Source organism: Streptomyces sp. NPDC048270 (assembly GCF_040652335.1).
Classification (GTDB): Bacteria; Actinomycetota; Actinomycetes; order Streptomycetales; family Streptomycetaceae; genus Streptomyces.
Genome location: NZ_JBEZLV010000010.1, coordinates 58,460 through 70,589 on the forward strand (window position 1 = coordinate 58,460; position 12,130 = coordinate 70,589).

The window sequence follows — 12,130 nt, forward strand, 5'->3', positions numbered from 1 at the left end:
GTGCCCGGAGCCGGACTTGAACCGGCACGGCCCGAAGGCCAGCGAGGTTTAAGCTCGCCGTGTCTGCATTCCACCATCCGGGCAGGGCGTGGCGGCCCCCGTGGAAAAAGCCTTGAACGCTGCGCCGAGCCTATCCGGAACGCCCTCGCCGCCAACGGGGCGTCTAACCGATGTTGTCTGATTTTATTGGCGCTTGAGGGGTCGTCAGAGACGAGAACGCACGGTCGGCCCGTTCTGGGCGACGATCACCCCCGAGCTGGGAATGACGGGATTTCGATGGCCCGCCGAGGGCCCGCGCCACCCCGCGCGCCACCCGCTCCGCCACCCCGCGCCGCGGCCCGGTCGTCAGGGCCCTGTCATACCAGAGGAGGAGACGGGAGACCCGCCGGTCAGACTCCAGTGGGCCTGCGAACGGGCACCTCGGCTGATCCCGGGCGGGGGTGGGCGCGGCGAGGATGGAAGCGTCCCGCAGCCGTGCGGACCGAAGCCGGTCCGCAGCCCCCCGCCCCGACAGGAGTCGCTTCCGTGACCACCACGAACTACGCCCCGCACACCACCCAGGCCGTGGCCGCCCGCGCCACCGGCCTCTCCAAGGTGTACGGCCAGGGCGAGACCCAGGTGGTCGCCCTCGACAACGTCTCCGTCGACTTCGCGCAGGGCCAGTTCACCGCGATCATGGGCCCCTCGGGCTCCGGCAAGTCCACGCTGATGCACTGCGTCGCCGGCCTGGACACCTTCTCCGCCGGCTCCGTGCGCATCGGCGAGACCGAGCTGGGCTCCCTCAAGGACAAGCAGCTCACCCAGCTGCGCCGGGACAAGATCGGCTTCATCTTCCAGGCCTTCAACCTGCTGCCGACCCTGACCGCCCTGGAGAACATCACGCTCCCCATGGACATCGCCGGCCGCAAGCCCGACCAGCAGTGGCTGGACGCGGTGATCAGCATGGTCGGCCTCTCCGAGCGCCTGTCCCACCGCCCCACGCAGCTCTCCGGCGGCCAGCAGCAGCGCGTGGCCGTCGCCCGCGCCCTGGCCTCGCGCCCCGAGATCATCTTCGGCGACGAGCCCACCGGCAACCTCGACTCGCGCTCCGGCGCGGAGGTCCTGGGCTTCCTGCGCAACTCCGTCCGCGAGCTCGGCCAGACCGTCGTGATGGTCACCCACGACCCGGTCGCCGCCTCCTACGCGGACCGCGTCATCTTCCTCGCCGACGGCCGGATCGTCGACGAGATGACCAGCCCCACCGCGGACGGCGTGCTGGACCGCATGAAGGCCTTCGACGCCAAGGGCCGCACCAGCTGACCGGGGTCTCCCCGAAGCCCTCCACCAGACTTCCAGCCCCAGGACTGAGACCCCCATGTTCCGTACCGCCCTGCGCAACGTGCTCGCGCACAAGGCCAGGCTGCTGATGACGGTGCTCGCCGTCACCCTCGGCGTCGCCTTCGTCTCCGGCACCCTCGTCTTCACCGACACCCTGAAGAAGTCCCTGTCCAGCCAGTCCGCCAAGAGCTACGAGGGCGTGGCCGTCTCGGTCACCTCGTACGGCCAGAGCCGCGACGACAACGGCCAGAAGGAGGGCGAGCCGGGCATCAGCCAGGCCACCCTCGAGAAGGTCAAGGCCCTCGGGGGCGTCGAGTCCGTCTCCGGTCGGGTCTCCGGCTTCGCCGGTGTGGGCGACGAGAACGGCAAGCTGATCGGCTCCGGCTGGTCCAACAAGGGCGCCAACTACACGCCCGTGAAGGACGGCAAGGACCCGCGCTACTCCTTCGTCCAGGGCGCCGGCCCGGTCAAGGCCGAGGAGGTCGCGCTCGACAAGGCCACCGCCGACGCGGGCAGCTACAAGGTCGGCGACAAGGTCCGCGTCGCCACCAACGGCCCGGTCAAGGAGTACTCCCTCGCCGGCGTCTTCACCACGCAGGACGGCGCCGTCCAGGCCGGCGGCAGCCTGGTGCTCTTCGACACCAAGGTCGCCCAGGAGCTCTACCTCAAGCCCGGCTACTACCAGGAGCTGTCGGTCGGCGCCAAGGGCGACGCCTCGGCCGACCAGCTGCTGGCCGAGATCAAGCCGCTGCTCGACGGGAAGAACACCAAGGCGCAGACCGGCGCGGCGCTCGCCAAGGAGCAGGCCAAGGACATCGAGGAGGGCCTCGGCCAGATGGGCACCATGCTGCTCGTCTTCGCCGGCATCGCACTCTTCGTCGGCGTCTTCCTCATCTACAACACCTTCACCATGCTGGTCACCCAGCGCACCAAGGAGCTGGCCCTGCTCCGCGCCGTCGGCGCCAACCGCGGCCAGGTCATGCGCTCGGTCCTGTCCGAGGCCCTGGTCGTCGGCGTCGTCTCCGCCGCCATCGGCCTGGTCAGCGGCATCGGCCTGGCCGTCGGCATCCGCTCCCTGATCGGCTCCTTCGGCGCCAAGCTCCCCGGCGGCGGCCTCGTGATCGCGCCGACCACGGTGATCGCGGCCCTGGTCATCGGCGTCCTGGTCACCATGGTCGCCGCGGTGCTGCCCGCCTGGCGCACCGGCCGGATCGCCCCGGTCGCCGCCATGGGCAGCGCCCACCTGCCGGCCAGCGCGAAGTCCCTGGTGCTGCGCAACGTGATCGGCTCCGTCATCGGCCTCCTCGCCGTCGGCCTGGTCCTGCTCGGCGTGTCCATGGGCAAGGACGACGGCCGCATGGTCATCGGCGCGGGCGCGTTCTTCATGCTGATCGGCATGATCGTGCTGCTGCCGCTGCTCTCCAAGCCGGTCATCGCGGCCGTCCGCCCGCTGCTGCAGAAGGTGTTCGGGGTCCCCGGCAAGCTGGCCGCCCAGAACGCCGTGCGCAACCCGCGCCGCACCGCCGTCACCGCCGCCTCGCTGGCGATCGGGCTGACCCTGGTCACCACCCTGTCGGTGCTCGGCATCACCGTGGGCCAGGTCGTCGACCGCATGAGCACCGAGAAGCTGAAGGCCGACTACCGGGTCTCCATGGCGGGCGACATGGGCGGCCTGGACAAGTCGGTCGCCGAGACCCTGGCCAAGGCGCCCGGGATCAAGGCGGTCTCCCCGCAGGCCGCGGGCTACTTCATGGTCGGCGACGACTTCCGGTCGGTCTCCGGCGTCACCCCCGCCACCATCGGCCAGATGCTGAACATCGAGGTCACGGGCGGCTCCCTGGACAGCCTCGGCAAGGGCGAGCTCGCCGTCGCCGAGAAGACCGCCCAGAAGCAGAACCTGACCGTCGGCTCCACCCTCCAGGTCCGGTACGACGACGGGCAGCAGGGCAGCCTGAAGGTCGGCGCCCTCTACAAGGACCTGGACGGCCTGCTCTCCCCGTACGTCCTCGACAACAAGATCCTCGGTGAGCACAGCGAGGAGCAGTACGTCCGCGAGGTGTACGTCAACGTCGAGGGCGGGGCCTCCGCGGCCGGCCAGCAGAAGGTCGTCGACGCCCTGGGCAAGAACCCGGCCATCACCGTCGCCACCCAGCAGGACATGCGCAACGAGATGGGCGGCATGATCAACACGATGCTGAACGTCATGTACGGCCTGCTCGGCATGGCGCTGATCATCTCGGTGCTCGGTGTGGTCAACACCCTGGCGATGTCCGTCTTCGAGCGGACCCAGGAGATCGGCATGCTGCGGGCGATCGGCCTCGACCGCAGCCGGGTCAAGAACATGATCCGCCTGGAGGCCGTGGTGATCTCGCTCTTCGGCGCGGTCCTCGGTGTCGCCATCGGCGTCTTCCTCGCCTGGGCCGTCGGCACCACGCTGGCGAGCGCCATGCCGAACTACGAGCTGGTCCTCCCGTACGACCGGATCGGCATCTTCCTCCTGCTGGCCGCCGTGGTCGGTGTCCTGGCCGCCATGTGGCCGGCCCGCAGCGCCGCCCGGCTGAACATGCTCACCGCCATCAAGACGGAGTAGCGGACCGGCGGTTCAGGAGTGACGCAAGGGCCCCGGGGCACACGCCCCGGGGCCCTTCCCGCTGTCCGCTCCGGCCCGGCCGCCGCGGCCGGGCCGCAGCCGGGTCCGTACGGGCCCTCACGCGCCCCAGGTGCGCAGCCTCAGCGGCAGCCCCGAGTCCCCGCCCGCCCCGGGGCGCACCGCGAGGACCTGGTTGACCCCGAGCCGGCCGTGCTCGAAGCCGAGCGCGCAGGCCGCCATGTACAGCAGCCACACCCGCGCCCTGCCGGGCGAGGTGAGGCGCACGGCCTCGTCCCAGCCGGCCTGCAGACGGGCCACCCAGGCGCGCAGGGTCAGCGCGTAGTGCTCGCGCAGCGCCTCCACGTCGCGGACCTCGAAGCCGGCCCGCTCCAGCTCGCCGACGGTGCTGCCGAGCGGCGAGAGCTCCCCGTCGGGGAAGACGTAGGCGTCGATGAACTCGTCGATGCGGTGGGCCTCTTCGTCGGGCTCCGGGGGCCGGGCGATCTGGTGGTTCAGCAGGCGCCCGCCGGGGCGCAGCAGGGCGTGCAGGGTGCGGGCGTACTCGCGGTAGCGGTCGGAGCCGACGTGCTCGGCCATGCCGATGGAGGAAATGGCGTCGTACGGGCCGTCCTTGACGTCCCGGTAGTCCTGGACGCGGATCTCGATCCGGTCGGCCAGGCCCTCCTCGGCGACCCGCTTGCGGGCGTAGGCGGCCTGCTCGCGCGAGAGGGTGATCCCGGTGGCCTGGACCCCGTACTCCCGGGCGGCGTGCAGGACCATGGAGCCCCAGCCGCAGCCGACGTCCAGGAGCCGGGCTCCGGGCGTCAGGGCGAGCTTGCGGCAGACCAGGTCGAGCTTGTCCCGCTGGGCCTCCTCCAGGGTCGCCCCGGGGCTCCAGTAGGCGCAGGAGTACACCATGGACGGGCCGAGCACGTGCCCGTAGAACGCGTTGCCGACGTCGTAGTGGTGGCTGATCGCCGCGCGGTCGCGGACCTTGGTGTGGACGGCCCCGCTGCGGCGGGGGGCCTCCTCCGGCGGCGGGGCGGGCGCGGGCCACGGCCGGGCCAGCGCGGCGAGGTCGCGTACGGCGGACCGCGCGGCCGGGTCGCGCAGCAGCTCGACGGTGCCGGCGGCGCGGGCGAGCCGGGCGTGCCGGGCGCGGGGGGTCGGCTCGGCGGGGGGCTCGCGCTCCCAGAGCAGGCCGGCCACCCGGTCCAGCAGTTCGAAGAGGTCGCCCTCGACGGTCAGGTCGCCGGCGACCCAGGCGCGCGCCAGGCCCAGCTCGCCCGGCTTCCAGAGCATGCGGCGCAGGGCCCGGCGGTTGGCCAGCACAAGGGTGGGGCCGGTGGGCGCACCGGCCTCGCTGCCGTCCCAGGCCCGTATGCGCACGGGCAGCGGGGCGCCCAGCAGGGTCTCGGCGAGTGCGGCCAGCCGCGGCGCGGCGTCGGTCATCGTAGGCACCTCCAGAAAGCTCCGACTGGGTGGGCTACCCATTCCCGGGCCCGGACATGCCGAAGGGGCCGTCCGCACCACGGATGGCGGACGGCCCCTTCGGGGACGTGCTGGGGGTGTTCCGGTCAGGCCCGGGTCAGGAGGCCTTGGCCTTCTGGGCCGGAGCCGCGGCGGCGGCCGGAGCCGGCTTGGCGGCCTCGTAGAACTCCTCGCGCGGGGTCTCCAGCGCGCCGAGGGAGACGACCTCGCGCTTGAGGAACATGCCGAGGGTCCAGTCGGCGAAGACGCGGATCTTGCGGTTCCAGGTCGGCATGGCCATGCCGTGGTAGCCACGGTGCATGTACCAGGCGAGCCGGCCCTTGAGCTTGATCTTCATCTTGCCCATGACGATCATCGCGACGCCCTTGTGGAGGCCGAGGCCCGCCACCGCACCCTTGTTGGAGTGCGAGTACTCCGACTGCGGGAAGCCCCGCATGCCCGAGATGACGTTGTCGCCGAGGACCTTGGCCTGGCGCAGCGCGTGCTGGGCGTTCGGCGGGCACCAGGCGTTCTCGATGCCGGCCTTGCGGGAGGCGACGTCGGGCACCTGGGCGTTGTCGCCGGCGGTCCAGATGTAGTCCGTGCCCTTGACCTGGAGGGTCGGCTCGGCGTCCACGTGGCCGCGCGGGCCGAGCGGCAGGCCGTAGCGGGCCAGGACCGGGTTGGGCTTGACGCCCGCGGTCCAGACGATGGTGTTGGAATCGACCTCGAGGCCGTTCTTCAGCACCACGTGGCCGTCCACGCAGGAGTCCATGGAGGTGTTGAGGTAGATCTCGATGCCGCGGGACTCGAGGTGCTCCTTGCCCCAGGTGCCCAGCTTGGGCCCGACCTCGGGAAGGATCTTGTCGGCCGCGTCGACCAGGATGAAGCGCATGTCCTCGCGCTTGATCGTGGAGTAGTACTTCGCGGCGTCGCGGGCCATGTCCTCGACCTCGCCTATGGTCTCCGCACCGGCGAAGCCGCCGCCGACGAAGACGAAGGTGAGGGCCTTGCGGCGGACGTTCTCGTCCGTCGTGGACTCGGCCTTGTCCAGCTGCTCGAGGACGTGGTTGCGCAGGCCTATGCCCTCCTCGACGCCCTTCATGCCGATGCCCTGTTCGGCGAGGCCGGGGATCGGGAAGGTGCGGGAGACGGCGCCGAGCGCGATCACCAGGTAGTCGAAGGGCAGCTCGTACGCCTCGCCGACCAGCGGCGTGACGACGGCGACCTTGCGGTCCTGGTCGATGCTGGTGACCCGGCCGGTGAGTACCTCTGCCTTGGGCAGCACGCGTCGCAGCGGGACGACGACGTGCCGAGGCGAGATGCTGCCTGCGGCCACTTCGGGGAGGAAGGGCTGGTAGGTCATGTACGAGCGCGGGTCGACGACCGTGACGGTCGCCTCGCCGTAGCGCATCTTCTTCATGATGCGCTTGGCTGCGTACAGGCCTACGTACCCACCTCCTACAACGAGGATCCTGGGACGCTCCGTGGTGCTCATGTGAACGAGTATCCAGCACCCGATGGGGTGTCGCTCGTGAGCCCCTTCACAAGGTGACCGGAGGCCTCTGCTACACTCCGCCGCCCACGTGACGGAGGTCATGGCGCGCAACGGGAACCACGGTGTAACGGGAGTCGTTGTTCACCCGTCCTGAACTGGCCTCCAGGCCCTCAACCGGACTGGACCACCGGGCTTCGTCCATACCTCCGACACGGAACCCGTCGCGTCCGCCGATCGCACGAACGGCCACGAAAAAGGGCCTGCGGGCCTCGGGAGGGGCCCGAAAGGCCTCTCCGTCGGCCCCTCAGGCCTCTTTTCCTTGTGAAGAACTTCACGAAGTTCATGTGGATCACGGGGCCAAAGCCCCCCGCGGACCCCTGCGGAGGACCCTTCCGAGCCCTCTACAGCCCCTCACCCGCCCGCCGTTCAGGCAGCGGACCAGGCGATCCCGTCGAGGATGTCGTGCTCCGAGACGACGACCTCCGCGGCGCCGATGCGCTCCATGATCGCCAGGAGGACCAGCGCGCCGGCGCCGATCACGTCCACCCGGCCCGGGTGCATCACGGGGATGGCCGCGCGCTCGGCGTGGGTCGAGGTCAGCATGCGCTCGCTGATCTCCCGGACCTGCTCGTAGCCGATCCGGGAGTGGTGGATCGCCGAGGAGGTGTACTCCGGCAGGCCGAGGGCGATCCCGGCGACCGTGGTCACCGAGCCGGCCAGGCCCACCAGGGTGCGGGCCTGCGCCAGCGGAACCGTCTGCTCCACCAGGTCCAGCGCCGCCTCGATGTCGGCCCGTACGGCGGCCACCTGCGCCGCGCTCGGCGGATCGCTGACGACCCCGTCCACCATCAGGTGGCGCTCGGTCATCCGGACGCAGCCCACGTCCACGGAGCGGGCCGCCCGCACGTGCTCCTCGCCGACCACGAACTCGGTCGAGCCGCCGCCGATGTCCACCACCAGGAACGGCCGCTCCATGGGGGTCCCCCCGGACGCAGTCCGGGGCAGGTCGTGGGCGGCGAGCTCCTTGGTGGCTCCGGTGAAGGAGAACTCCGCCTCCTGGTCCCCGGAGATCACCTCGGGCTCGACGCCCAGGATGTCGAAGACCCCCTGGACGAAGTCGGCGCGGTTCTCCGCGTCCCGGGAGGCCGAGGTCGCCACGAAGCGGATCTTCTCCGCGCCGAGCTCCTTGATGACCGCCGCGTACGCGCGGCAGGCCGCGAAGGTGCGCTCCAGCGCCTCCGGCGCCAGTCGGCCGGTCTTGTCCACGCCCTGGCCGAGCCGGACGACGGTCATCCGCCGGTCCAGTTCGACCAGCTCGCCGGTGGCGGGGTCGCAGTCGGCGACCAGGAGGCGGATGGAGTTGGTGCCGCAGTCGACGGCCGCGACCCGGGTCACGCCTGCGGCTCCCCGTCGTCCGCCTTCGCGCCGCACGGGGTGACGCAGGCGCCCTTGGCCCACCACTCCGGAAGCATCGCGAGGGCCTCGTCGCCGAACGGGTTCACGCCCGGCCCCGCGGCCAGCGAGTGCCCGACCAGCACGTGCAGGCACTTGACCCGGTCCGGCATCCCGCCGGCGCTGGGGAAGCCCTGGAGCACCTCGATGGCGTCGCGGCGGCGGATGTAGTCCTCGTGCGCGGCCTGGTAGGCGGCGGCGAGTTCGGGGTCCTCGGCGAGCCGGGCCTGCATCTCCTTCATCACGCCGTTGGCCTCCAGCGTGCCGATCGCGGAGGCCGCGCGCGGACACGTCAGGTAGTACAGCGTCGGGAAGGGGGTGCCGTCGGGAAGCCGCGGCGCGGTCTCGACCACGTCCGGCTGACCGCAGGGACAGCGGTGGGCGATGGCGCGCAGCCCGCGCGGCGGGCGGCCGAGCTGCTGCTCGAACGCCTCGATGTCCGCGTCGGTCGGCTCGGTCCGGTCGGTCTGGGGCGGGGGCGTCTGCATGCCTGGAGGAAGTCTCTTCGTTCTCGTGGATGGGTACTGCGGTACGGATGCGGTGCGGTGCGGGACGGGACGGGGGGACGGAAGCGGTACGGACGCGGACGGACTCAGTCGCCGGGGCGGTCGGCCTTGTCCACGCCGTCCCAGACGTTGGAGTACCACGGACGGTCGGAGCCGGCCTGGCCGGTCCGGTGCCGTTCGGCCGCCGCCTGGGCCCCCGGGTCGGTCATGATGTAGCCGATCTCCCCCGGGCGCAGGAAGTGCAGGTGCTTGCGCGCCTGCTGCTCCGCGTAGGCGTCGTCCTGCCAGCGGGCCTTCTCGTCGCGGAGCCGCTCCAGGCGCTCCCGCGCGGCGGCCGCGGCCCGCTGCTGGTCCGCGATCTCCGAGCGCTGGGAGACGTACTGGCGCATCGGATACGCGAGGGCGACGACCAGGGTACAGAGGACGAGCACCAGGAGGGCCGCACGGCCGGTGAGCCGGCTGCGGCGGACCTGGCGGCGCGACTGGGACCGGTAGACATGCGCGGCGGTCCGCTCGCCGAGCTGCTTGAGCCTGGTCGCGGTGGAGAAGGTGGAGAACCGATCCCGGTTCCCGGCCATTGGTCCGCCTCCCCTGTGTACGCACTACGCACTACGTCCCCGCACACGGTACGGGACCGAGTGCGGGGACGTACGGAGGCGAGGGCGTGATTAGCCCTTGAAGCGCGGGAACGCGCTGCGGCCCGCGTACACCGCGGCGTCGTCGAGGATCTCCTCGATGCGCAGCAGCTGGTTGTACTTGGCGACGCGGTCCGAGCGGGCCGGGGCGCCGGTCTTGATCTGACCGCAGTTCACGGCGACGGCGAGGTCGGCGATGGTGACGTCCTCGGTCTCACCGGAGCGGTGCGACATCATGCACTTGAAGCCGTTGCGCTGGGCCATCTCGACGGCGTCGAGGGTCTCGGTCAGCGAACCGATCTGGTTCACCTTCACGAGCAGGGCGTTGGCGGAGCCCTCCTCGATACCGCGGGCCAGGCGCTCCGGGTTGGTCACGAAGAGGTCGTCGCCGACGATCTGGACCTTGGTGCCCAGCTTGTCGGTGAGGGTCTTCCAGCCGGCCCAGTCGTCCTCGTACAGCGGGTCCTCGATGGAGACCATCGGGTACGCGGAGACGAGCTCCTCGTAGTACTCGGTCATCTCGGCGGCCGAGCGGGACTGGCCCTCGAACTCGTACTTGCCGTCCTTGTAGAACTCGGACGCGGCGACGTCGAGCGCGAGCGCGATGTCCTTGCCCGGGACGTAGCCGGCCTGCTTGATGGCCTCGACGATGAGGTCGAGCGCGGCGCGGTTGGACTCCAGGTTCGGGGCGAAGCCGCCCTCGTCACCGAGGCCGGTGGACAGGCCCTTGGTGTGGAGCACCTTCTTGAGGGTGTGGTAGACCTCGGCACCCCAGCGCAGCGCCTCGGAGAAGGACTCCGCGCCGATCGGGGCGATCATGAACTCCTGGATGTCCACGTTGGAGTCCGCGTGGGACCCGCCGTTGAGGATGTTCATCATCGGAACGGGCAGCAGGTGCGCGTTCGGGCCGCCGAGGTAGCGGAAGAGCGGGAGGTCCGAGGCCTCGGACGCGGCGTGCGCGACGGCGAGGGAGACGCCGAGGATGGCGTTGGCGCCGAGCGAGCCCTTGTTGTCGGTGGCGTCCAGGTCGAACATGGCCTGGTCGATCAGGCGCTGCTCGGTGGCGTCGTAGCCGACGAGCTCCGGGCCGATCTGCTCGATGACGGCGAGGACGGCCTTCTCGACACCCTTGCCCATGTAACGGTTGGGGTCACCGTCACGGAGCTCGATGGCCTCGAAGGCACCGGTGGAGGCGCCGGACGGAACTGCAGCACGGCCGGTGCTGCCATCGTCGAGGCCCACCTCGACCTCGACCGTGGGGTTGCCTCGGGAGTCCAGGATTTCCCGGGCTACGACGACGTCGATGGACGGCACGAGCATCTCCTTCTGGGATGTGACGCTGGGTGTGCGGTGGCATCAGGCCGTGGGATGGCCTTGCCGCCTAGAGCCTAACCGGCTCCGGGCGCTGGGCCGGCCGACCGCCCGGGTCCTGGGACGAAAAAGGGTCCGAATACCCCTCTTCCGGGACATAGGACTCTTGATCACGGCGGTTCCGCCGGCGCACACACCACCGCCCGGCGCGTAGGGACAGACGCGCCGGGCGGTGGAGGGAGTACGTGTTGCTCTGGGACGCCGCGGCTATTGCCGCGGTGTTCAGCTGAGCTTCAGCTTCTGACCCGGGAAGATCAGGTCGGCGTCCGAGACGATGTCCTTGTTCAGCTCGAACAGCTTCTGCCAGCCGCCCTGCACGCCGTTGGCGTCGGCGATGGTGCCCAGGGTGTCACCGGACTTGACCTCGTACGAGCCGTTGCCGGTCTTCGGGGCCGGGGCCTCGGAGCGCTCGGAACGGGTGGTCGGAGCCTCGGCGCGCTTCGGCTCCGTCTTCTTCGGCTCGGTCTTCTTCGGCTGGGTCTTCTTGGGCTCGGTCTTCTTCTCCTGCTTGGGGGCGGCCTCGGTCGCGCCGCCACCGGTGTAGGAGGAGTTCGACAGACCCTTGCCGCAGTGCGGCCAGGCACCCTTGCCCTGGCCCTTGAGGACCTTCTCCGCGACGGCTATCTGCTGGGCCTTCGAGGCCTGGTTGGCCTGCGGCGCGTACGCCTTGCCGCCGTAGCCGGCCCAGGTGGAGGACGAGAACTGCAGGCCGCCGTAGTAGCCGTTGCCCGTGTTGATGGCCCAGTTGCCGCCGGACTCGCACTGCGCGACCTTGTCCCACTCGGACGCGGTGGCGGCGCTGGCGGTGCCCGCGGCCATCAGGGGCGCGGCGACGGCCACACCGGCGACACCGGCGAGCGTGACGATGCGGACGGCCTTGGAACCGCGGCGGTGCTTGCCCTTGCCGGAAAGCAGCATGGAGTTTCTCCTCACCGACGCCTACGAGGTGAGCTGTCGGGTTCGGGCGAGTGAGTTGCCCGGCCGTGCGACCTAGCGCACGTCTTAACCCCTAGCCGGTGGCGTGACCGTCTCTCAACGGCCGCTCCCGGCGCCTACCTTGGTTCCCCCGCTCCTGCCTTCGGCGCTTGACGCGACGACTGTTCCCCCCGTCCGCCGGCAGGATTCGGCGATGCGGTCGAAGGAGCTCGCGGTGGCGAGCGATTCAGAAGGTAGACAGGTCCCTCCCCGATGTTCAACGAGCTCCATCGGGGAGAAACGACCCCTACTTGCACTCCCTTTACTGGTGTTTGCGCAGGTGGGAGCGGGGTTTGCGGAAGCCCCCGGGCGGGAC

9 protein-coding genes, 1 tRNA gene and 1 riboswitch are annotated in these 12,130 nt (G+C 70.7%); of the genes, 2 read left to right on the forward strand and 8 right to left on the reverse strand.

Annotated features, from left to right (window positions below):
* Position 1: 1 nt before the first annotated feature.
* Positions 2-83, reverse strand: a tRNA-Leu gene (locus AB0D66_RS11890).
* 442 nt (positions 84-525) lie between these two features.
* Between AB0D66_RS11890 and AB0D66_RS11895 the strand changes: the two genes are divergently transcribed.
* Together AB0D66_RS11895 and AB0D66_RS11900 are read left to right on the forward strand one after the other, a co-directional pair.
* A complete protein-coding gene (locus tag AB0D66_RS11895; RefSeq protein WP_362300476.1) occupies positions 526-1,299 on the forward strand; it encodes an ABC transporter ATP-binding protein in 774 nt (257 codons plus the stop codon).
* A 55-nt stretch (positions 1,300-1,354) separates the two neighbouring features.
* Positions 1,355-3,907 carry an FtsX-like permease family protein gene (locus AB0D66_RS11900; RefSeq protein WP_362300479.1) on the forward strand — a complete coding sequence of 851 codons (2,553 nt, stop codon included), beginning with the start codon at positions 1,355-1,357 and terminating at the stop codon, positions 3,905-3,907.
* 117 nt (positions 3,908-4,024) lie between these two features.
* Here AB0D66_RS11900 and AB0D66_RS11905 read toward each other — a convergent pair whose 3' ends face one another.
* The 7 genes from AB0D66_RS11905 to AB0D66_RS11935 all read right to left on the reverse strand — a co-directional run bounded on the left by AB0D66_RS11905 (position 4,025) and on the right by AB0D66_RS11935 (position 11,757).
* Positions 4,025-5,359: a cyclopropane-fatty-acyl-phospholipid synthase family protein gene (locus AB0D66_RS11905; protein ID WP_362300482.1), complete on the reverse strand. Its 1,335-nt coding sequence runs from the start codon at positions 5,357-5,359 to the stop codon at positions 4,025-4,027.
* 136 nt (positions 5,360-5,495) lie between these two features.
* Complete coding sequence (locus tag AB0D66_RS11910; protein WP_362300485.1) at positions 5,496-6,875, reverse strand: NAD(P)/FAD-dependent oxidoreductase; 1,380 nt, start codon at positions 6,873-6,875, stop codon at positions 5,496-5,498.
* Positions 6,876-7,301: 426 nt separating this feature from the next.
* A complete protein-coding gene (locus AB0D66_RS11915) occupies positions 7,302-8,270 on the reverse strand; it encodes a Ppx/GppA phosphatase family protein (protein ID WP_362300488.1) in 969 nt (322 codons plus the stop codon).
* Entirely contained in the window at positions 8,267-8,815 is a 549-nt protein-coding gene (locus AB0D66_RS11920; protein ID WP_362300491.1) for a DUF501 domain-containing protein, read from the reverse strand. Before AB0D66_RS11920 ends, AB0D66_RS11915 begins: the two co-directional genes overlap by 4 nt.
* Before the next feature lie 104 nt (positions 8,816-8,919).
* Positions 8,920-9,411 (reverse strand): septum formation initiator family protein, encoded by a 492-nt coding sequence (locus AB0D66_RS11925; RefSeq protein ID WP_069920565.1) that lies wholly within the window; start codon positions 9,409-9,411, stop codon positions 8,920-8,922.
* 90 nt (positions 9,412-9,501) lie between these two features.
* On the reverse strand, positions 9,502-10,788 hold the full coding sequence (eno, locus tag AB0D66_RS11930) for a phosphopyruvate hydratase (protein ID WP_266628651.1): 1,287 nt from the start codon (positions 10,786-10,788) through the stop codon (positions 9,502-9,504).
* Between the two features lie 273 nt (positions 10,789-11,061).
* The gene (locus AB0D66_RS11935; RefSeq protein ID WP_362300496.1) at positions 11,062-11,757 is read right to left on the reverse strand and encodes a transglycosylase family protein; all 696 of its coding nucleotides are present in this window, start codon (positions 11,755-11,757) and stop codon (positions 11,062-11,064) included.
* A gap of 3 nt (positions 11,758-11,760) precedes the next feature.
* Positions 11,761-11,933, reverse strand: a riboswitch (cyclic di-AMP (ydaO/yuaA leader).
* Positions 11,934-12,130 lie beyond the last annotated feature (197 nt).